21 protein-coding genes and 1 tRNA gene are annotated in these 21,092 nt (G+C 46.2%); 2 read left to right on the top strand and 20 right to left on the bottom strand.

Translation table 11 applies throughout. From position 1 onward, the window contains the following. Positions 1–77: 77 nt before the first annotated feature. From EJL91_RS00605 to EJL91_RS00540, 15 genes are all read right to left on the bottom strand, one after another. Positions 78–1,151 (bottom strand): LCP family protein, encoded by a 1,074-nt coding sequence (locus tag EJL91_RS00605; protein WP_125140035.1) that lies wholly within the window; start codon positions 1,149–1,151, stop codon positions 78–80. A gap of 110 nt (positions 1,152–1,261) precedes the next feature. Continuing rightward, a complete protein-coding gene (locus tag EJL91_RS00600; protein WP_125140034.1) occupies positions 1,262–2,692 on the bottom strand; it encodes a sugar transferase in 1,431 nt (476 codons plus the stop codon). Positions 2,693–2,832: 140 nt separating this feature from the next. Next, complete coding sequence (locus EJL91_RS00595) at positions 2,833–3,612, bottom strand: polysaccharide biosynthesis tyrosine autokinase (RefSeq protein ID WP_125140033.1); 780 nt, start codon at positions 3,610–3,612, stop codon at positions 2,833–2,835. Beyond that, the gene (locus tag EJL91_RS00590) at positions 3,609–4,439 is read right to left on the bottom strand and encodes a YveK family protein (RefSeq protein ID WP_125140032.1); all 831 of its coding nucleotides are present in this window, start codon (positions 4,437–4,439) and stop codon (positions 3,609–3,611) included. The genes EJL91_RS00595 and EJL91_RS00590 overlap by 4 nt, the downstream gene beginning before the upstream one ends. 54 nt (positions 4,440–4,493) lie before the next feature. Beyond that, positions 4,494–5,225, bottom strand: coding sequence for a CpsB/CapC family capsule biosynthesis tyrosine phosphatase (locus EJL91_RS00585; protein WP_125140031.1), 732 nt, complete (start codon positions 5,223–5,225; stop codon positions 4,494–4,496). A 483-nt stretch (positions 5,226–5,708) separates the two neighbouring features. Beyond that, positions 5,709–6,551, bottom strand: coding sequence for a tyrosine-type recombinase/integrase (locus EJL91_RS00580; RefSeq protein ID WP_125140030.1), 843 nt, complete (start codon positions 6,549–6,551; stop codon positions 5,709–5,711). Between the two features lie 147 nt (positions 6,552–6,698). Further along, the gene (locus EJL91_RS24445) at positions 6,699–6,863 is read right to left on the bottom strand and encodes a hypothetical protein (RefSeq protein ID WP_164516718.1); all 165 of its coding nucleotides are present in this window, start codon (positions 6,861–6,863) and stop codon (positions 6,699–6,701) included. A gap of 777 nt (positions 6,864–7,640) precedes the next feature. Further along, entirely contained in the window at positions 7,641–8,870 is a 1,230-nt protein-coding gene (locus EJL91_RS00575) for a nickel pincer cofactor-dependent isomerase, group 22 (RefSeq protein ID WP_125140029.1), read from the bottom strand. 148 nt (positions 8,871–9,018) lie between these two features. Continuing rightward, positions 9,019–10,296, bottom strand: coding sequence for a TRAP transporter large permease (locus EJL91_RS00570; RefSeq protein ID WP_125140028.1), 1,278 nt, complete (start codon positions 10,294–10,296; stop codon positions 9,019–9,021). Then, positions 10,293–10,805: a TRAP transporter small permease gene (locus EJL91_RS00565; protein ID WP_125140027.1), complete on the bottom strand. Its 513-nt coding sequence runs from the start codon at positions 10,803–10,805 to the stop codon at positions 10,293–10,295. Before EJL91_RS00565 ends, EJL91_RS00570 begins: the two co-directional genes overlap by 4 nt. A 33-nt stretch (positions 10,806–10,838) precedes the next feature. Beyond that, complete coding sequence (locus EJL91_RS00560; protein ID WP_125140026.1) at positions 10,839–11,942, bottom strand: TRAP transporter substrate-binding protein; 1,104 nt, start codon at positions 11,940–11,942, stop codon at positions 10,839–10,841. Between the two features lie 37 nt (positions 11,943–11,979). Beyond that, on the bottom strand, positions 11,980–12,387 hold the full coding sequence (locus EJL91_RS00555) for an aconitase X swivel domain-containing protein (protein ID WP_125140025.1): 408 nt from the start codon (positions 12,385–12,387) through the stop codon (positions 11,980–11,982). Next, positions 12,388–13,605: an aconitase X catalytic domain-containing protein gene (locus EJL91_RS00550; protein WP_125140024.1), complete on the bottom strand. Its 1,218-nt coding sequence runs from the start codon at positions 13,603–13,605 to the stop codon at positions 12,388–12,390. It abuts the gene before it with no gap. 343 nt (positions 13,606–13,948) lie between these two features. Then, positions 13,949–14,935 carry a GntR family transcriptional regulator gene (locus EJL91_RS00545; RefSeq protein WP_125140023.1) on the bottom strand — a complete coding sequence of 329 codons (987 nt, stop codon included), beginning with the start codon at positions 14,933–14,935 and terminating at the stop codon, positions 13,949–13,951. Positions 14,936–15,049: 114 nt separating this feature from the next. Then, positions 15,050–15,123, bottom strand: a tRNA-Pro gene (locus EJL91_RS00540). A 296-nt stretch (positions 15,124–15,419) separates the two neighbouring features. On the opposite strand from EJL91_RS00540, the gene EJL91_RS00535 reads away from it, so the two are divergent. Continuing rightward, positions 15,420–16,202 (top strand): Cof-type HAD-IIB family hydrolase, encoded by a 783-nt coding sequence (locus EJL91_RS00535; RefSeq protein ID WP_125140022.1) that lies wholly within the window; start codon positions 15,420–15,422, stop codon positions 16,200–16,202. A 20-nt stretch (positions 16,203–16,222) separates the two neighbouring features. On the opposite strand, the gene EJL91_RS00530 is transcribed toward EJL91_RS00535, so the two are convergent. The 3 genes from EJL91_RS00530 to EJL91_RS00520 all read right to left on the bottom strand — a co-directional run bounded on the left by EJL91_RS00530 (position 16,223) and on the right by EJL91_RS00520 (position 17,694). Beyond that, a complete protein-coding gene (locus tag EJL91_RS00530) occupies positions 16,223–16,504 on the bottom strand; it encodes an H-NS histone family protein (protein WP_125140021.1) in 282 nt (93 codons plus the stop codon). A gap of 366 nt (positions 16,505–16,870) precedes the next feature. After that, entirely contained in the window at positions 16,871–17,134 is a 264-nt protein-coding gene (locus EJL91_RS00525) for a hypothetical protein (RefSeq protein WP_125140020.1), read from the bottom strand. 224 nt (positions 17,135–17,358) lie between these two features. After that, on the bottom strand, positions 17,359–17,694 hold the full coding sequence (locus EJL91_RS00520) for a hypothetical protein (RefSeq protein ID WP_125140019.1): 336 nt from the start codon (positions 17,692–17,694) through the stop codon (positions 17,359–17,361). A 71-nt stretch (positions 17,695–17,765) separates the two neighbouring features. Between EJL91_RS00520 and EJL91_RS00515 the strand changes: the two genes are divergently transcribed. After that, entirely contained in the window at positions 17,766–18,002 is a 237-nt protein-coding gene (locus tag EJL91_RS00515; RefSeq protein WP_125140018.1) for a hypothetical protein, read from the top strand. Here EJL91_RS00515 and EJL91_RS00510 read toward each other — a convergent pair whose 3' ends face one another. Further along, positions 18,003–19,445: a TrkH family potassium uptake protein gene (locus tag EJL91_RS00510; protein ID WP_125140017.1), complete on the bottom strand. Its 1,443-nt coding sequence runs from the start codon at positions 19,443–19,445 to the stop codon at positions 18,003–18,005. Between the two features lie 17 nt (positions 19,446–19,462). Further along, positions 19,463–20,821 carry a Trk system potassium transporter TrkA gene (trkA, locus tag EJL91_RS00505; RefSeq protein WP_125140016.1) on the bottom strand — a complete coding sequence of 453 codons (1,359 nt, stop codon included), beginning with the start codon at positions 20,819–20,821 and terminating at the stop codon, positions 19,463–19,465. Positions 20,822–21,092: the final 271 nt, after the last annotated feature.

The raw sequence follows: 21,092 nt of genomic DNA, 5'->3' as shown, positions 1-21,092 counted from the left end.
TCCTTTCTTAAAAATATTTATCAATAAATAGCGGCCTTTCGGCAGCTAATTACTGTTGTGATTAACGTTTAAAGCTGTTATCCGACTTCCTTATAAAACAGCTCAACCACCATCCGTTTCAGTCCCTCCAGATCCGGATGGAACTCATCAAACCGCTCCGTCTCGATTGCCTCTCCCGGCACGGTCAGAAAGTCTCCCTGGCCTACCTGCTGCTGGCTGTTCAGAAACGCAAGCCCCATATCCAGATACTGATCCTTCGCCATGTTGGTGACCATATGTTCCTCAATATCATTGACAATACGGGTAATCAGAGTATTATCCTTTGATGCTGCTTCCTTCACCCTTTTTAAATAAGCTTCCATATATTGTTTCTGACGATCCATACGGCTGATTGCAGTCTGGGCCACCGTAATATCGCGGTAGCGGACAAATATCTCCGCCTGCTTCCCATTCAAAAGAATCTCTCTGCCTTTCACAAGTTCCGGATCACGTTTTTCCAGCCCGTCCACCGGTATTGTGACTGTTACGCCACCTACCTCATCATTCAAAAGGCCGATAGAGCTGGTATTGCCGGCCAGATAACCGTCAATTTTCAGCCCGAACAGGAGATCCGACACGGCGTCCTTCATCAGCTCACAGCTTTTTTCTTTACCGTCACCATAAGCAAATGCCAGCGTCAAATGCTGGGTATCTTTCCCCAGCTCATTTCCCATCAAGTCAAACAGTGTAATTTCCGTCATTGTGTCTCTGGGAATCATCAATATTTTGACCGTATCTCTGGCCATATCCTGGGCTACCAGGAAAAGTCCGTCCGCCTGTCCGGCCACGCCGGAGGCCTGATAGGATTCCATCTCCCCCTGGGTGTCAACACCGATACAAAGGATTGCCCTGATCGCAGTATTTCTGCGGTACTTCTTTCCATCCAGTTCAATAACCCCGTTACCCGCCTTCCCCAATACGGCCTCCAAATCATCTCCTCCAATTTCCCCGGAGATGCCTGCCTCTGCTTTTTTCTTATCAAGGTACAGGTTATAGCTAAAGTTAATAAACAGGATTGCTGCAATCAATACACACAGGGAAATAACGGCGATAAACAGCTTGCTATGCATGAACTTATTTTGTTTCTTATCCTTTTCTGTTTTGTTAACCATTGTTACTCTCCTGCTTTTACTTAATCCGTTTTAAAAGAAAGACTCTTAAAACGAAAACCTCTTTAAATGAAAGATGAGCCTATCCTTTCATTTTCCTTTTTAGTCGCCTCTCAGGTTGCCCCTCTCTGAAACAGCACCACAAACACCGTCTCAATCAGCAGCTTAATATCCGACCAGATAGTCCAGTTATCTATGTATTCGAGATCCAGTTTGACGACTTCCTCAAAATCCGTAATCTCGCTTCTGCCCTTCACTTGCCACAAACCGGTGAGACCCGGTTTCAGGCTCAGTCTTCTCTTATGGCGCTCCTCATACTGCATAAACTCTTCCTCTGTGGGAGGCCGTGTCCCAACCAGGCTCATATCACCCTTCAGGACATTGTAAAACTGTGGAAATTCGTCAATGCTGGTCTTTCGGATAAATTTTCCTACCTTCGTTATCCTCGGATCATCTTTCATTTTGAACATCAGGCCATCCATCTCATTCTGGGCCATCAGCTCTTTTTTCCGTTCTTCAGCATCTTTATACATAGAACGGAATTTATAGATATAAAACCTTCGGCCGTTTCTGCCTATCCTGCTCTGCTTGAAAATAGGCGCTCCCGGCGATTCCAGACAAATTGCCGGAATGACAGCAATACTCAAAACACCGGTTAACAGAAGGCCAACTATTCCCCCAGCAATATCCATTGCCCGCTTCAAAAACATTTCTGTCGGTTCAAAAATCCTCGGGCTGTAGGTCAGTACATGGTAAACGCCAAAATCTTCTACTGTTTTTTCTTTATTACCACGGATAAAGCTGTTTACCGTCACATGGGTATTAATCCCCATCGTCTCCAGCCTGCTGACAAACTTACCGATTTCTTCCCTGCCCGATTCCGGAAGACTAAGCAAAGCTTCGTCAATTACCTGATGCCTCAGAAAATCTTCCAGGCTCTCCTTGCTTTCTTCCATATAAGAACGCGAATCCCGGTGCAATATCCGGTAGATTACCACCCTCTCATTTTCCTCGGTCTTCTCGTTATCCACCAGCATCAGGGCAACCGCCTCATAGTCATACATCGAGGAGGTCACAAACTTGTGCATCACCTTCAGCGCATTTTCCTTATTGGAACAGATAAACAGGCGTTTTCTATTTTGAGGGTTTCTGTAAAATGAAAACAGTGCATTTTTGAGAAATACCCTTCCCAGATACATCCAGATTACATTGAAGAAAAACAGTACAATATAAAACGATCTTGGGAATCTTGTTCCGACTCTGCAAAGATAGAGAAGTAACGACAGCACCAGAGCCATCTGGAAATTGATGGTTACTACGATTCGGAATTCGTTCCAGTTATTCCTCCGCATCAGCCCTCTTTTGGGTGCATAAAAAAGAATAACGAGTACATAAACTACCAGGAGCATCATTCCACCAAACCAGAGTTCCTGCGAGGACTTTCCGGCCAGCACAGGTTCTCTGATAATCGCCGACAATATGTAGGAAATAATAATTGCCGCTATATCCAACACCATGTAGAATGCTCTATTTTTTAAAATCATTTCATACCCTGCTCCCTTATAACCTTAAAGCCTAATCTCAATAATTTCCTGCCGTGCATACCTGAACGATAAAAAACATGTCCTCCGCACGGTGCTTCTGTTAAATAATGCCGCCAACAACCTTCCGAATTTTGTTGTTTTTAAACGGAAACCGTTTTGGCGTCTTTCCCCTGTTTAGAATCTTCATGGCCGTACCCGTAATATTTACCGTACTTGCCATAGTAGTAATAGCTTCCCTGTTTAATATCGACTTTGTTAAGCACCGCCCCAAGAATTCGGCAGCCGCTCTTTCCCAGCTGTCCTTTTACTTTCTGAAGAAGCCGGTAACTGATAGCCCCGCTCTCGATAACAAGAACCGCCCCGTCACAGTGACGCGAAATAACGGCTCCGTCTATAACGCTTCCCATAGGCGGCGAATCAATCAATATGTAGTCATAGCATCCTCTTGCCCACATTACCAGTTCTCCGAACAGGTTCCCTTCGAGAAGTTCCGCCGGATTTGGTGAAAACGGACCGGAAAAAATGATATTCAGGTTTTCAATATTTGTATTGTAAATAACCTCTTCTTTTTTACTCTGTCCGCTCAGATACTGTGACAGGCCGTCCACTTGATGTTCCAGATGATACCTGGAAACCAGCACCGATTTTCTGATATCGGCATCGATCAGAAGTACCCTTTTACCAAGCTGGGCCATGGATGCCGCCAGCTGAAACGTGGTCTCACTTTTTCCTTCATTCGGCACAGAGCTGGTGAACATGATTGTATGTATGTTATTGCCTGAAAACTGGATATTGGTTCTGAGCGTTTTCATCGCCTCTTCATACTGATAATCGTTTACTTCAAATCCTTTCAGAACCAGTTCTCCCATACCGCTCTCTCCGGGGCTGATTAAATCCTCTATTACTATTTCTTCGTTCATTTGCGTTCTCCCCCTTCCTTTTTGTCGGTACTGCCTTTTCGGCTGGAGCCGTGTTCCTTATCAACAGACGGCACCTTGGTGTTCCTGGCCGTGCTGCGGGATTTCTTTTCTTTTCCCTGGCCTTTCTTTTTGTCACTTCCGTTTCCCTTTTTCGGAATCACGGCGAGCACAGGAAGCTCCAGGTATTTGCTGACGTCTTCTTCCGATTTAACCGTATCGTTCAATATCACTCTTACAACGATAATGCCGCATACGAGTAAAAGTCCCAGAATTCCTCCGATGATGGTATTTTTGAGAACATGCGGGCTTGATTTAACTGTCGCCACCTCACCGTCTTCAATCAGTTTGGGCGGCACCATTTCCATAATCTCTCCGATATAATCGGAAGCGGTGTTGGCTATTTCATCAACGATCGCCTTTGCCAGATAGGGGTTCGGGTCCTCTATTGTCAGCGTAAGGATACGTGTATTGTTCGGGTTGTCAATCGTCATCTTTTTCTCAAGTTCCCTGTAGGTCATATCGAGCTTCATATGGTCGACAACACCCTGAAGTACCGGCCTGCTGACGACAAGAACTTTATAGTCCTGCGTAAGCTGGCTTCCGATCTGTAAATCCGCCAGGGATGTCAGCGTTGTCTCTTTTGAAAGTACATAGAGTTTTGCTTCCGACTTATACTGCGGCGTAATCAGAAATTTACTGTAGGCTCCGGTCACAGCCGCGCCAATTAAAAGGCCTGCAATGATAAACCATATTTTTTTCTTCAGTTCAAAAAAAAGTTCTCTGAGATCAATCTCTATTTCGTCATCGTCCTGATACATCTTTTCCATACTCTGTTATTCCTCTTTATCTTTTTTGTCTTTTATAATGCTGTTCTTTTTCTATTACAAACTGTCTCCGGCTAAAATCGCTGCAGCGTTTTCCGCTGTCAATTTCCTTGTCAGCTCTTCGCCCCCTCTTTTTTTCAGCCAGGCCAGGGTCTTTTCCAGTTCCGGCGGCCTGTAATCAAGACGGTGCATATCGGTTCCAAGCAGATGGATATTTCCCTCCAAAACCGTTTTTCTGCACCAGGCGCGTTCAGCCAGGCCCTTTGCCCTGCTCAGGCAGCGGTAATTCATCTGCATATAGGCGCCCGCGTGAATCAGTTCCTCCACATATCCGCCCTTTCTCAGGCATTGATACCGTTCAATATGAGCCAGTATCGGAAAGTAACCTGCAAGCAGCAGAGTTCGTACTGCCAGAAAAAGCTCATTATATGGAACTGAAGGCATAAATTCGACAAGAACATATCTTGTCCCCTGAAGCGTCAGAACTTCTCCCGAGGCCAGTTTTTCGGTAACACCGTCAAAATACAAAATTTCCTGTCCCTGGTAGATTTTCATATCCGGTAAAACGGCCGCAACACTCTCCCGAAGCTTGCCTGCTTTTTCCTTCAGGGTATCCGCGTCCATTCGGTTATGACCGCGCACATAGTGCGGCGTGGCAATCACACCCCTCACCCCCTGACTATATGCCAGTTTCAGCATCTCCAAGGTCTCTCCGATATACCTGCACCCATCGTCCGCTCCCGGAATGATGTGCGAATGTACATCGATAATTCCTGATTCTGATATCATAGAATAATCTCCAACTACGGTTCTTGCGTAATACAACATAATAGTGATTATGTTGTATTTTATATTTATGATATTGATGTTTAAGATAATAAAAATGGGGAAAAACGTTTGAAAATCTAAGAATAGCTGTGTTTATTGGAAACAGTTAGCTGGGTTTTTATTTTTTGTATTAGATATGGAAAAATTTACCATTGGATGAGCGGTATTTACCGTGAATAAAAGAGGTGGAAAAATTTATCATTTTTTTTAGATTTGCTTATCCAGGCCTTGTCCTATAACGCTACCCTGATATCATTCAAGACAAATTTATACAAAACAGGACATGTTTACCCATTAAAACATTGAACTTTCCGATCTTTACTGCTATAATAGTCGAAGGTTAAAAATGTAAAAAGATTATAAAATTAGTAAATTTTTTATTTTCTGGAGAACAATTCTTTTTGAAACATGTAAATACAACATAATCACTATTATGTTGTATCATCATAATAACAAATTCATCCTCTCAATCTGCTTTCTATGTTCAATCCCCGACGAAATAATATAAATCCTTGTTGTATTTATATTGCTATGCCCCAACAGATCGGCTAATTTTGCAATATCTTTCTCCATTTTATAAAATGAGGTTGCAAACAGGTGTCTCAGATTGTGCGGAAATACTTTTTTTGCATTCACTCCTGCGAGATGGCAGACTCTTTTCATTTCCCGCCAGATATTACTTCGGTTCAGAGGATTGCCGCTCTTTGTAACAAAAACAGGGCCGGTGCGGAGGCGTTCTTTCCTTATATAATGCGATAATTTTATCACCAGTTTTCTCGGCAGAAGCACCTGGCGGTTTTTACCTTTACAATCCACCTGTGCCAGCCCATTTTTCACCGCCTGTACAGTAATACTGGACAATTCACTGATTCTGATGCCCGTGCTGCCTATCGTCTGGATAATCAGCCCTATTTTCTCCTTGCCCTCTTCCTTTGCAGATTTAATAAGCTCAAAATATTCCTTCTTGGTAAGTTCTTTTTCTTCCGGGCAATAGACCTGATGTTGTTTTTTGAGCTGCTTTACTTTAAGCTCCTGCCAACCGGTAAACTGAAAAAAACTGTTGAGTGATGCCAAAATTGAATTAACACTGTTCACCGCATACGTTTTAACCAGGTTTTCTTTAAAACCGATCACAAGATCTTTCGTCACATTCTGCCCACCAAGATATAATACAAATTTCTTTAAATCCCTCTGATATTTTTCCACCGTATGGCTGCTCTTTTCGTCCCGTTCCAGGTAATCCCGGTATTGTATTTGCAAGTCAGGTGTTATCATATGAAGTTCCATCGTCGGCATTCTCCTTTTAAGTGAAATTTTAGTCTTCTTAATATATTATCATTAATTGGAGTATGTTTTAATGAATTAGGGACAATCTTTTCTGGTAATTTATTCCAAATCTTTTGCACGTGAGCTTTTTTGCGCAGAGTTGCGTCATTAAATGGGGATTTGATTGAGAAATGAGGACGCCGCCGTCAGGCCGGGGACCGGGGTGGTGAGGGGGATCGATGAGTCTTTCGTCCCGGGCGTCAGGGTGTCGCGGGCGGGGAATACGGGCAGAAAAAGTTCCTGCGGGAAACGCTTGCGCTCGTTGGAGTACATAATGGTACTAACCTCGAAAAGACCTCGGTAAGTACCAATGAACTCCCAGGTTCCCTCCGGAATCTTTTTCTCCCTTCTTCCCCGCAGGAAGGTTATGGCCGGGACGAAAGACTCAGCCTAGGACGTCTGCCCGGCCCCGTCCTGCGGCGGCTGATTTGTCCTCTTTCTTCAATGGGGGAGACGCTTGCCGCTGCCACTACGTTTCCCCGGATGCCTGAAAACTACATCCTGTTCACTATGAAACTATTTAAACTTAGAATCTTAGAGTGTTTATTCTGAGCCTCTTTTTATGCATCCCAGGATATCATCAGAATGTAAAATAGTTACGACTATATCGTGGCCGCGACAATACCACCTCCCCACTTGACGAAAGAGACAATCAGCCCCTGAAGCCGGCGGACGGGGCAACAGCCTTCGCTGAGTCTTCAGTCCCGCCGACAACCTGCCCGGGGAAGGAAGGAGAAAACTTTCCGAAGGGGACCTTGGAATCCGCCGGTGCTTGCTGAGGTCTTACACGAAGCTAGCATCCGCTGCGCATTCCACAAGCGAAAGCGTGTCCCCGTAGGAATTTTTTCTCCTGGATTCCCCCTCACCACAACTTACAAACTGGGACTGAAGACTCATACACACCCTCCCACTCCCCCGTCCGCCGTCTTACAGAGGCGTCCTCGCATCTCAATTAAATCCCCACATCAAGAAGCAGACCTCCCCCGAGGGGGTACTCAGGAGGCCTGCCATGCAATATTTTATCAAATTATAAGTAGTGATCCTTTAACTTTAAACAAGTTCCAGCCTCTCATCCGCTTCCACCAAAGGCAGCAGCGCATCTGAAACTTCTATATATTCCAGCCTCAGCGTGCTTTCAATCCTTACAATCTTAAGGCGCTTTTTATCGGCTCCACGCAGCACTTTTACTGCGATCTTAACTGCTTCATCTTCATCTTTTGCTATCACCGGAATCTTGCAGTCATCCAAATCCTTGACAGCAATTCCATTGGCATAGATGGACTCATAGTCGAGCTGTTCAAATACTTTTTTCGTTGTGATATCAAAAATTCCCAGTCCCACACCGTTTCCATGGGTTTCCTCAGAAAGATCCAGCAGTACCATCTTATCTATTTTCGGTACCGGCAGAATAAATTCCTTGAGAAGATAACTTTTTCCCAAAATATTGGGGTCATAGCCGCAGCCGGAAATATCTTTTCCTATCTTTTCAACGATTAACACGTCAATCTCAGGTATCATCAGAGTCGGCATGTTTCCAGCCGCCATTTTAACGAGCTGTTTTTCACGCTCTATTATATTCTCGGACGGAATCGCCTCGATCCATGCTGTTTCATCGTATGCATTTTCGAGAATCGCGACACCGAAACCGACATTGACGGACTGCATAATCATGGAGGCGGCTCCTTTCAGCACTTCTCCGAACTGGTCGAAGCTCTCCTCATGGATGGAGGTGCAGCCGATATGATTTCCCAGGCCAATCACCAGCATCTTGCAAAGGCCGCTTTGGATATCGGCGACAAAATCGGTGTGGATTTTCACTCTGTTGATTGGCACCACCAGGTCGGCTTCATACGCTGTCTTATCAAAATATACTTTTGTCCCACTCTTCAGCGCTCCTATCTCCACCACATCAAGACGGGCTATAACAGGAACTCCCATGGCTTCTTCCGTGATCCCGTATCCGGTCAGGATTTCTTTCTGTCCTTCCTCCGTTCCGCCGCCGTGGCTTCCCATCGCGGACACGATAAAGGGCTCGCCCCCATATTTCTTTATTTCATCGACAACACCGCGCACTATGACGGCCAGATTTCTAATCCCACGGCTCCCAACCGCCACAGCTACCCGCTGGCCTTTTTTTATTTTTCCGGACACCTTGTCTTTTGCTATCTCCTCACGGATTCTGCCTTCCAGGTCCCCAACGGTTGGGCGGTCAAATTTTTGACGTACCCGATGCATAACCGGAAGTTCTATATTATAGTCCTCTTCCAATAATAAAGGCATTTCCCACCTCCTTTCTTCTTTCCCTGGCACCTGTATACCTGACACCAGGAAAAAGAAGATTTTGCGATATTACTTTATAAGTTAGTTCTTATGTGGCATTTTTTAGTTTATAAATATTTTGTTTATGAATGTCCCATTGAATGTCCCATCACTTCAGCAGCCCCAAAAGCCCCAGCGTAACCGGTTCGCAGAACGTTGTAAGGCCAAGTGCAATCAAGAGTCCGCCAATAAAGAACAGCATCGGCTTTATCAGCCGCGTCATCGGCTCTCCCGAAATACCGGCCGCCACAAACAGGTTAATGCCGTAAGGCGGTGTGACAAAACCAATTGCCAGGTTCATTGTAAGCATAACGCCGAATGTAATCGGAGACATGCCAATCTGTGTTACTACCGGCAGCAGAATCGGAGAAAGAATGATTGTGGCCGGGATATTGTCAATCAGGCAGCCAATAAACAGCAGGAACAGGTTGATTAAAAGAAGCAGGATAATCCTGTTGTCCGTAACGCTCAGCATTGCTGCTGCAATCTTATGCGGAATCCGTTCCATTGTCAGATAAGCGGCAAATGCCATTGATAGTCCCACCATAAACGTGGTCATTCCGTTGACGCTGATACTTCTGTAAAATGAGTCGTACACTCCCTTTAAATCAATTTCCCTGTAAATAAATACGCTGACTACAAAGCAGTATACAACGGCCACAACCGCCGACTCGGTCGGAGTAAAAATACCGGAATAAATTCCACCCAGGATGATGACCGGTGTCAGCAACGCCCAGAAGGCGCCTTTGAAAGATACCCAGACTTTTTTAATAGTTGGCTTCTCTCCTCTGCTGACATTTTCTCCGCCTGTTCGGAAAACAGATACAATAATCAGAACCACACCCATCAATATGCCAGGGACGATTCCGGCCATGAACAGGTCGCTGATAGATTCTCCCACAACTACAGCGTAGATAACGAATGGAATACTGGGCGGAATGATAACACCGATTGTTCCGGCTGAGGCTGCCAGCGCGGCGCTGAACGGCCGGCTGTAACCGCGTTTTTCCATCTCAGGTATCATAAATCCGCCGATTGCCGATGTCGTCGCCATCGCAGAACCGGAAATTGCCGCAAAGAACATGCAGGCAATCGTTGTTACAATACAGAGCCCACCCTGAATCCATCCTAAAAGCGTATCGGCAAAGTCCACAATTCTCTTTGCGATTCCGCCGCTGCTCATCAGGTTTCCGGCCAGCATAAAGAACGGAATTGCCATCAGCGGAAATGAATCGCAGCCGGTAATGGCGTTCTGGGTAATAAGAGCAATCGGGATATTAGAAAAGCAGGTCAGCGTGATAAAGGTAGCAATGCCTATGGCGTATCCGACAGGTACCGACAAAGCCATCATCAAAACAAATGAACCAAACAGTACGGCTATATTCAAGCTCCTTCGCCCCCTTCCCCAATCTCTCCTCTATCATTTTTAAGTTCATGGAGTTTCTGCCATAATTCTCCGATAATCCTGATTGACACCGCCAGCTGGCTGACAGGGAGGCTCAAATATACAAGGTACATCGGCATCCTCATCGCGGCCGAGATGAGGCCGCGTTTCTGGATGGAGGCTACCAGTTCAAATCCGTATTTTACAAGCAGCAGACAGAATGCAAGCCAAATCACATCGGAAATGATGCGAATCAGATCTTTACGTCTGCTCTCCCCTGTACCGCCCAGCGCTTCGATACGGACATGGGAATTATCCCTCTGGGCCACGCTGGTGCCGAGCCAGATTTGCCAGATAAATATGTATCTTGCCAGTTCTTCCGACCAGGAAAGTGAGGATCCGAACACATATCTCAGAATTACCTGGAAGAAGACGAGAATCACGGTAAAAATCAGGCTGCACACCAGAAGGTGGGCTTCCAGCTGATTATAGAAGTTTATGATTTTCTTCATAAGATTCTTCCTTTCACAATTGCCATCGGGATATTATTCAGCTCTGTATTTCTCCACTGCATCCACAATGTCCTGGCCATAGGTATTCTCCCAGTTTTCATACATCGGTGCGACCTTCTCTGCGAAGACCTTGCGTTCTTCCGGTGTAAGCTCTGTCAGTTCCATTCCTTCTTCATGCAGCTTTTTCAGATATTCTCCATTGTTGTCTAACTCCATGGAGCGCTGTTCATCGATCAGTTTGGTCTGTACTGCGTCATCCAGAATTTTCCTTGCCTGCTCATCCATTCCCTCATAGAAATCCCTGTTGATAACGATTCCGCAGAAATCATAGATGTGTTCTGTAGTGCTGATATATTTCTGTACTTCCTGGAATTTCGATTCGTAAATCAGGGACGCCGGGTTTTCTTCCCCGTCTACGGTTCCCTGCTGCATTGCTGTGAAAAGTTCGCTCCAGCTCATAGGTGTCGCATTTGCTCCGAGCGCTTCGAACATCTTTATGTATACCTGGTTGCTCATGCAGCGCATTTTAAGTCCTTTCAAATCTTCAGGAGTCTTGATTGGCCGTTTGTTATTGGTCATATTTCTAATGCCGTTAAAGTTATAACCGAGGTTTAAGAGACCTACGTTATTGTCCTCCAGCTTTTTGTTCAGAATGGTTCCTAAATCTCCATCCATTGCAGCAAATGCCTGCTGCGGATTTTCAAAGAGGTATGGCATTCCGAGAACTTGAAAGCCGTCCACATAGGCGCTCAGCAGGTTGGCCGACGGAACTACCATAGTCAGTGTTCCAAGCGCTACGGATTCCAGCATCGCCTCATCACCGCCCAGCTCGCTGTTGGGATGAATCTCCACGGTAATCTTACCGCCCGATTTGGATTCTACTTCCTCCTTAAAAGCCAGACAGCATTTATGAAGGGAATGGCTCTCGGAACAGATATGTCCGATACTGATCTGATATGATTCTCCTGTGTATCCGGAATCTCCGGCCGGCTGGTTTTGAGATGATGTATCACTCTTTGTGTCGGCCTGAGCCGCCGGTGTGCCGGAAGCGCTGCCTGATGAACCACATGCCGTGAGGCCTGTTACTAAGCTGACTGCTGTCAGGATTGCCGCTGCTGCCTTTATTCTTCGTTTCATACATATCCTCCTTCTGGATTTTCACTCTGACTGTGGATCAATCGTTTACGGTAATAATTCCATTTGTAGCGTCCATTGATACGGTCATTCCGTCTTTAATTTCTTTGAAGAATTCCGGGTCTACCTTGTGTACCATCGGAATTTCCATGGCCACAGCCGCCGTAACCAACACTGTGTCCGCCGTCTCCACGATCAGTCCGGACGGGTGATTGCCTTTCATTAAAAGTTTATAGAGTCCATCGGCCTGGACTACGGAACTGCCTTTGCCTGACGGCATAATGAGTATTTTCCCAGCCACATTTTTTCCGTTGATATCGTGGTTGCGCTCAATGAGCTCCCCGGTCTCCGGTACTACGAGATAAAAGCAGACGGCATCTTTGGATACCAGCGCCTCAGCCTTTGCCGTTCCTTTTGCAATTTTTGCGCAGTGATATGTACGTTCCATTTACTTAACCACCTTTCCTGAAATTGCCGCCTCAACCGCTTCTTCAATCGGGCGGATTAAGAATTTAATTCCACGGATTTCGTTGTAATATGCACATTTCGGGGAATCCGTTACTCCCACGGAACCGTAGTACGGCTTCCAGCATGGCGGCACATCAATACAGGTATCGGCTACAATATGGCCTCCGGCTCTCTGGATAATGCTTAAATATCCCATTCGATCCGCCAGTTCTCTTGTCAGGGAGCTGGTCAGCAGCCAGGTATCCACTTTAAATTTTCTTCCTTCGCAGATTTTTGCAATAATGCCGACCTGACGGATTGTGATATGCGGACATCCGAACATGGCAAAATCAATTTTTCCCGGTTCGTTGCAGAGCCGTTCTCTCGTATCCTGCAAATCCTTGTCTGTAATTACGATTTCCCGTTTAATCTTCTTGTTTCCGACAGCGGCTTCCACAGTCGGGGCTTCCGGGGTAATCCCCGCTATATGGTACATGGATACGCAGCCCGACGTATTGAGCTGGGCTCCAAAATTCATAAATCCTTCCGGTGTCGGCCTCTCTTTGATTCCCTTAAACACAGGAACCTCAAGTCCTTTATATTTTTCCGGATAACACCAGCCCAGAATCTGATAGTCAAAGTCGGTCTTAACGTCGGCCTGTACATCCACCAGTATTTCCGCTTTTCTGTTTTCATCAAAAAGAAGCCCATACTCCGGAACTACGCCGGTGATGGCGGCACAAAGGGCGCTGTTGGCTCCTTCCCTGTTAGTCCTTGCTCCGATCACCGAATTGACATAAGGCGTTGCACTCGACTCAGAGAATGCAATGACCTCCCCATAGGCCGGAACATTCTGCTGCAGATACGGTGTGCAGTCAAAAGTAAGCTGTGCTCCCAGCTTGCGGTAAGCTTCGTTCGTGGCGAACACGATATTCTTTCCCTCGTCGGGAACCTCGTGCAGATGCTCATTCAGGTACTTGATACAGATGCTTGGATTGATGGTCGGCGGAATCTTGCATTTCGCTCCTTTTGAAAGCAGCTTCTCCGCAAACCAGAGATCTGCGTCCTGTGCGCTCAGAGCCACATGCGTTCTTGTCACCGGAACCATCCTCGGGGCGTCAAACGTCTCTCCAATTGCCACCTGAATCTCCATTGCCATGGATGCGCCTTCCCCATATTTCCCATTAAGCACATCCTGTTCATAATTTGTGAGTTTCATTTACTTCCTCCTCCTTTTAATATTGGACTATTCCAATTTTGAGTCTGAAAACTATTTTTTAAGATAGTTTTTAACATCTGCTTAACTTATGGCTCTTATTTTAATCATGCGTAAGCCTTTTGTCAAGATATTTTCACTTTTTTATTTAAAATTTTAGTTTTCTCACTTTTATTTGGTCTATACCAATATTATTATATTCGGAACCCGTCCTTAATATCACCTGTTCCCAAAACTTTGTCCGATTATTTTTTTACAATCAAAAAGACGCCTGCCCTCAGTGAACAGACGCCTTTTATGGTTTACTTTTTATTCCATTTGATTCTGCAAAAAACTGTTTTCCGTGCTACAGCATGTTCTTCTCTTTTTCCGCTATCTTCTCACAGATACGGGTCTGAAGATGGAGAATGGAACCGGGGTCGAAAACATACTCAAAGTCCAGAACCCTTCCCCCCCTGTCTCTGTATTTCTTAATAAGATTGATCATAAAAGGCTCTCCCAGGTTCCGGTACTCTTTTGTCGTGAGTAAAAGATCCGCTTCCATCAAGCTCTCCTCAATTTCATCCCTCTCCTTGTCGGAAACAAAGGTCTTCACAATATGGATATTTTCCAAATCCCGAATCTGCCACAGGAGATTTTCCATAAACCGGTTGCTGATCGTCCATGCGACCACCCTTGTCTCGGGAGAAATCTGAGCCAGTTCTATCAGGGTTTCGCTGCTTGTAACGACTGTTATTACCTCCAGTTTATTGACAAGATCAGGAAACGCCTGGATCAGTGTCTCATAGTGGTGGGTCGTTGTAACAATCAAATCAAAATTATCTCTCAGCAGCTGCGGCTCCTTCAGGACATTCTCCAGAAGGAACTGCTGGATGCTGTTATTTTCCACATTCTTATACTCATTCTTCGCAAGCTGGAGTGCCTCCGGGCAGCAGTCCACCCAGGCCGTCATCAGTTTGACGTCCCCGGCCATATGGCGGGCCATCTGCCTTCGGAAGATATCCACCACCTGACGGGTCTGCAGTCCCATCTGCTCCGCGCGCTCGAAAATAGTATTAATCTCCCTGGTCAGAATCTCCTCTTTCAGGATGCCTCCCACGTCGGAAATGTACGTTCCGCTTCCCCGCACGGCATATGCGGCCCCCTGGCGGATCAGTTCCTGATACGCCATCTGAACCGTCCCCCTGGCTATTTGGTTTTCTTTTCCCAGTTCACGTTCGGGGGGCAGTTTCTCCCCCGCTTTCAGCTCGCCGCTTCGTATCATTGCATAGAGCTGCTCTGTTATCTGCTGGTATTTAGGCAGCGATGATGTCTCATCCAGATAAATTTTCATAATACTTTTTTCTCCTGATATAAAAAGAAAGACCGGAAATCCTCCCCGGCGATAAAAAGCACTTACACGAACTTTTCACCACCGTCAGAAAGATTCCCGGCGTTTTTCAGTCAGTCGGAGTAACAGGATTTGAACCTGCGACCTCTCGGCCCCCAGCCGAGCGCGCTACCAAGCTACGCCATACTCCGTACTCTGCTTTACTATTATACCAAAAAATTCAAAAAAATCAATTGTATTTTTTCTGTTTCATCAAATTTTAAAAATATTACCTATGAAAAGTGAGTGAAAAATTGGTAAAATAGGTTCCCCCTCCTGAAATTCCTGCCTATCTGTGCTATAATAAGAGCATCCTGCATGATATTTTATACTTCAATACCGGCCAAATCAGTGGGCATCCTGCAGTTTTTCACAAATCCGGTGCCCTGATATAAGCAATATGCAGGAAACAATAAAAGCACAAATTATCGGAAAGGCGGATATCCTAATGATCAGTTTTGACCTAGACATGACACTGCTCGACCACAAGACCGGTGAAATCACCCCCAGCGCTCTTGAGACAATCAATAAGCTGAGAAAAAAACATAAAATCGTGCTCGCAACCGGACGCGATATGGATAATTACTACAGCAGCATATACCGCGACATCATCCGGCCGGATGCCATCGTACACATGAACGGAACGAAGATCACCGTCGGCGATACACTGATTTTCGAGCGCCATTTCAACAGGGCGCTTCTTAAGGAGCTGCTCTGCTACTGTGACCGCGAGGGTTATGGAATCGGTATGACGCTTGGGGATGACGATTTTTATATCCATCCCGAGGTTATCGAGGCCAGCGACATCAGGGCCTGGGGCAGCTGCGGCAGGCGCTTTAAGGATCCATGGCAGATGCTCGATATGAACATCCGCACCCTGGCCTTTATCGGTGATGAATCACAGGTGCGCCGGGTCGAAGCAGCGTTTCCGGGCCTTAGCATGCCGCTCTTTGCCGGACGCCGCGGCGCCGACGTTATGGAACGCGGAATCTCAAAGGCGGACGGTCTTACACGGCTGGCCCTGTATTTTGGTGAAAATGAAGACCTCTCCGATACAGTTGCCTTTGGAGACAGCATGAACGATCTGGAAGTAATTATAAAAGCAGGCACCGGCGTTGCCATGGGCAATGCAGTTGATGAACTAAAGGAGGCCGCCGACTATGTGACTTCCTCCATTGCAGAGGACGGCATCTACCGCGCCTGCCTGCATCTTGGGCTTCTGGCCGACTGAACGGCCGGACCGGGCAATTCTTAAACGGCCTGCCACTCCGCCTGTTCATCTGGATCCACATGGGAGACCAGCCTTACACGCTCGGCCGGGGACATCTGATCCAGTATCCCGGCCAGTTCGTCCGGCGTCAGGTTTCTCTCCTCCAGAATATCGGCAATATGTTTTAAGTCTTCCTCTCTTCTCTCTTTCAGAAGCTCTTTTTCTTTCGCTTTCAAATCCTTAAGTTGTGTTTCAAGAGCCTCTATCATCTCTCTGACCTCACACAGTTTTTCCGTACACGTTTTTCTTTTTCCTCTTGGCATAGTTATTTCGTCTCCTTTCCTCTTACCAGTTTTTCCCGGATCATTAATATATATGCCAAATTCCGTAATTTTAGAACATAAATCTGTCACCTGAAAGTTTTTTATCCGGCAGGAACATTCTTTAGGTGTCTTTGCCGGATAAAAAGGAGGAGCCGGGTGGTCCAGTGACCATCCGGCTTATTATGAAAAAAATATTACTATTCTGAATGTCTGATTAATTTGTTTTCTTTCTTCTTTTGCTTTTTTCAATTTATTTGCTTTATCTTTATGCTCTTAGTATATCTTTTAATTGTGACCTCTGTTTGTAGAAAATGTGAATATATTTTGAACATGCGGTAAATATTTTGTGAAAGCACAAACCGTCAATTAGTTGTCGCAGCCGCAGCCATCGGACTCATTGAGAGGGGATACGCCGCCTCTCCAGTTGTTGTTGCAGCCGCAGCCACAACCGGAAGCAGCATTAAAACCATCTCTGTAACCTACTGCATAACCATCGTTAAAGCCGGCTCTGTAAGCCCTGCTTCTGCGCCAGTCATTGTTATTGTTGTTATTGCAGCCACAGCTGCAACCCCAGTTATTATTTCTGCAGCCACAGCCGCAACCACATCTATTATTAAAAAAACAACACATAATCAAAATCTCCTTTTTTTGTATCTCTTTATAGTATATAGTATGTACATGGGGACAATGTGTTACAGGATGCAGAGACAGGAGGAATAGAGAAGCAGCAGAATACAGACTGTCTGCTGGCAATACAAGAAAGAATCCCGCAGGCGGGTCGCTTTTTTCCTATGATACAAAAAAGCACCGGATTTCTCCGGTGCTTCCTGAAGATATGCATGCATATCCAGCTGTTATTTACCGCTCTTTCTGCCATTTTTTCTTCCCGCCTGTTTTCCAGGGGTTCTGAATTTGGGACTTTTAAAAACCCACCCGTGTCCGATGATCGTCAGGAAGATGAGTCCCAGCATCAGGAAATCTCCCGCCGTCCCTCCCAGGTGGAAGGCGATGGAAAAGCTGGCCAGAGTATCAATGGCAAACAGCCATTTTTCAACCGAGTACACCTTTTTTATATCATAATCGGCCGGGTTAATCGTATCAGATATGAAAATCAGGAAATCTTTGCTGCAAAACAGGTCAATGGTTTCAGCAAGGAACAGACATCCTATCAAAAAAAACAATATATCCATCAGGTATATCCTTTCTCAAATCCAGTGTCTTTGATGGTATAAAAATAATATGAACAGCGAGGTACAAAATTATGTTCGATATTGAAAAAATCACCCAGGAACCAAACGGCCTTTTTTCCTCCGCCGCAATATGCCAAAATGCTTCCAGAGCGGAAGAAATCCGCTCCGGATTTACAGGCCCCGTCCGTCAGATCAGTATGTTTGCCGATCTGTACAGAGATGGAAACCGGCTTATTCTGGAAGCGCCCGACCGCAATACGCTGCTCCGGCTCATCGATATCTTAAACCACGCCGTAGAACAATTCTGATTAAAATTTCTTCCAGGTCTCCCGGGAGAATAAAAGCAGGACAGGGAAAATCTCAAGTCTTCCTGCCAGCATATCAAAAATCAGCACAAGCTTGGCGGGATCCGAAAAAATGCTAAAGTTTTTAGACGGTCCAACCAGTTCAAGTCCCGGTCCGATATTGTTAAATGTAGCGGCAACCGCCGTAAAGTTCGTAATCAGATCCTCCCCGTCAAACGCAAGCAGGAGAACCGAAAGCGAAAACAGAAGCGTATAGGCTACCATAAAGACATTGATGGAACGAACCACCTCATGCTCCACCACTTTCCCGTCCATCTTAATCTTACGCACTGCCTGTGGATGAAGGAACTGAATCAGCTCCTTTCTCACTGTCTTAACCAGCACCACAAGACGCGATACCTTAATACCGCCGCCCGTACTGCCGGCGCAGGCTCCCACAAACATCAGCATGACCAGTATGGTTTTAGATGCCTGGGGCCACAGGTCGAAGTCCTGGGTGGCAAATCCTGTCGTGGTGATGATCGAGGCAACCTGGAAGGATGCATGGTGGAACGCATCACCGAGCCCCGGATAAAGACCGGCCGTATTGAATGTTATAATTCCAATCGCGGCGGCGATGATAATCAGATACCAGCGCAGCTCTTCCATCTTCAGGGCCTGTCCTATCTTTTTCATAAAGATCAGGAAATAGACGCTGAAGTTGACGCCGAACAGGATCATAAAAATAGTCACCACATTCTGAAGATAGGGCGAATAGCCGGCGATACTGCTGTTTTTAATGGCAAAACCACCGGTTCCCGCCGTTCCAAAGGTGATTGTAATCGCGTCGAAAAACGGCATCTTTCCCGCGAGAAGAAACAGTACTTCCAGTACCGTCATGAACAGATAAATAGAGTAAAGCAGTTTGGCCGTAAGGCGCACTTTCGGCACAAGCCTGCTGACAGAGGGTCCCGGGCTCTCCGCTTTCATCAGGTTCATATGGGAACCTCCGCCCGTCAGGGGAAGCAGGCTCAGTATAAAAACAAGCACTCCCATTCCGCCGATCCAGTGGGTAAAGCTCCTCCAGAAGAGGATGGATCGCGGCAGCGATTCCACATCGCTCAGGATACTCGCCCCCGTTGTCGTAAAACCGGACACAGTCTCAAACAGGGCGTCTACCGGCGATGTAATGGAACCGCTGAATAAAAACGGCAGCGCGCCCATAATACTCAGTACAATCCAGCAGAGGGAAACCGTCACAAATCCCTCCGAGGTATAAAAAATCTGTTTTTTGGGTTTCTTGATAACAAGAGGAATGCCGATGACCAGACAAAGAGCCATCGTAGTGACAAAGCTCCAGCCGGCCTGCTCCCCGTAGATAAGGGCTACGATACAGGGAAGCACCATAAAAGCCGCCTCAAAGTTTAAAATCCACCCCATAATATAAAATATGATGGAATAATTCATCTCTTCTTCAGCTCCTTTTATTTTTTCAAAATATCCCGTATATCCTGCAATCCCTTTTGTGTTGTCACGACAATGACCGTATCACCCTTGCGGATGCTGTCCTGTCCTCGTGGAATATGGATCTTTCCGTCGCGGTTGATGCCGCCGATCAGAAGGTTCTTCTTCAGTTTCAGCTCCATGAGGGGCACATCCGTCACAGCGGAGTCCTCCTGGATGGAAAACTCCAGCGCTTCAGCGTTGCCGTCCAGAATGTGGTAAAGGGTCTCAACATTGCTGCCGATCGAGTTCTGCATGGCTCTTACATACTGGAGGATATAGTCCGCCGTAATGTATTTTGGGTAAATAACGCTGCCGATATCCAGCGCCCCGATAAGCTCATCAAAGGCAATCCTGTTTACCTTGGTAACCAGCTTCGCCTTGGAGTTTTCTTTCGCAAACAGGGCAAGAAAGACATTCTCCTCGTCCATATTAGTCAGCGTCACAAAGGACTCGGCATTTGTCAGCCCCTCTTCCATCAGAAGCCGCCTGTCCGTACCGTCGCCGTTAATGATCAGCGTATCCTGCAGCAGTTCATTGAGCAGTTCGCACCGCTTCTTGTCCTTCTCCACAATCTTCACTTTAATGCGCATTGCGGAGAGCTGCTGAGCCAGGTAATAGGCAATGGTGCCTCCTCCCACTATCAGCGTATTTTTAACCTGATTGGTCTGTATCCCTATCTTTCTGAAAAATTCCATGGAATTTCGCGGGGATGCGATTATCGACACCATATCCCCATCATGAAGTACAAAGTTACCGGCCGGGATAGTGACATCATTCCCACGCTCCACCGCTCCGATCAGGACATCGCAGCGTAACTGGCTGTCCACATCCATGACCGTCATGCCGTCCATACGGAATTCCGGTTTAATCTTAAACTTTAAAAGCTCCACTTTTCCCCTTGCAAAAGGATCGATCTTGATTGCGGAAGGGAAACGCAGAATCCTGGAAATCTCGGTAGCTGCCGCCAGCTCCGGATTAATAATCATGGAAATTCCCAATTGCTCCTTGATAAAGCCAATCTCGTTGCTGTAAACAGGGTTCCTGACCCTGGCAATCGTATGGCACTTGCCCGCCTTCTTGGCAATCAGGCAGCAAAACAGATTCAGCTCATCAGAGCCCGTCACTGCGATAAGAATATCGGCCGTCTGAACCCCGGCCTCTAGCTGGGTGCTGATGCTGGCTCCGTTTCCGACCAGCTTAATGGCATCAATATCTTCCGAAATGCTGTTCAGCCTCTCTCCTGATGTATCGACCATCACAACGTTATGATCTTCCCTGACCAGCTGCTCGGCCAGTGTAACTCCGACTTTCCCGCACCCGATAATGATAACTTCCATAATTTCCTCCGTGTGTACATCCAATCCAAGTCTGTACGTTTTTGTCTGGTATGTCTATTTTCCTATTATACCACCATATCCTGTTTTTTCAATAAGGAAAGAACACAATATCATACCGTGGAGACCTTTTCGCATGTTTGCGTAAAAAAAGGCATAAATCCACCTGTTTCAAGGCTTCTCAGGCGCAAAAAAACGGCTGTTCCCGCACAGAATTGGCTGGAACGGCCGTTTTTTTATCACTCTGTTAACCGGTCTTAATCGTTAACTTTTC

The organism is Clostridium transplantifaecale (genome assembly GCF_900626075.1).
Lineage (GTDB): Bacteria > Bacillota > Clostridia > Lachnospirales > Lachnospiraceae > Otoolea > Otoolea transplantifaecalis.
The sequence above is the reverse complement of the archived record's forward strand: the minus strand, read 5'-3'. Positions and strand labels throughout refer to the sequence as shown.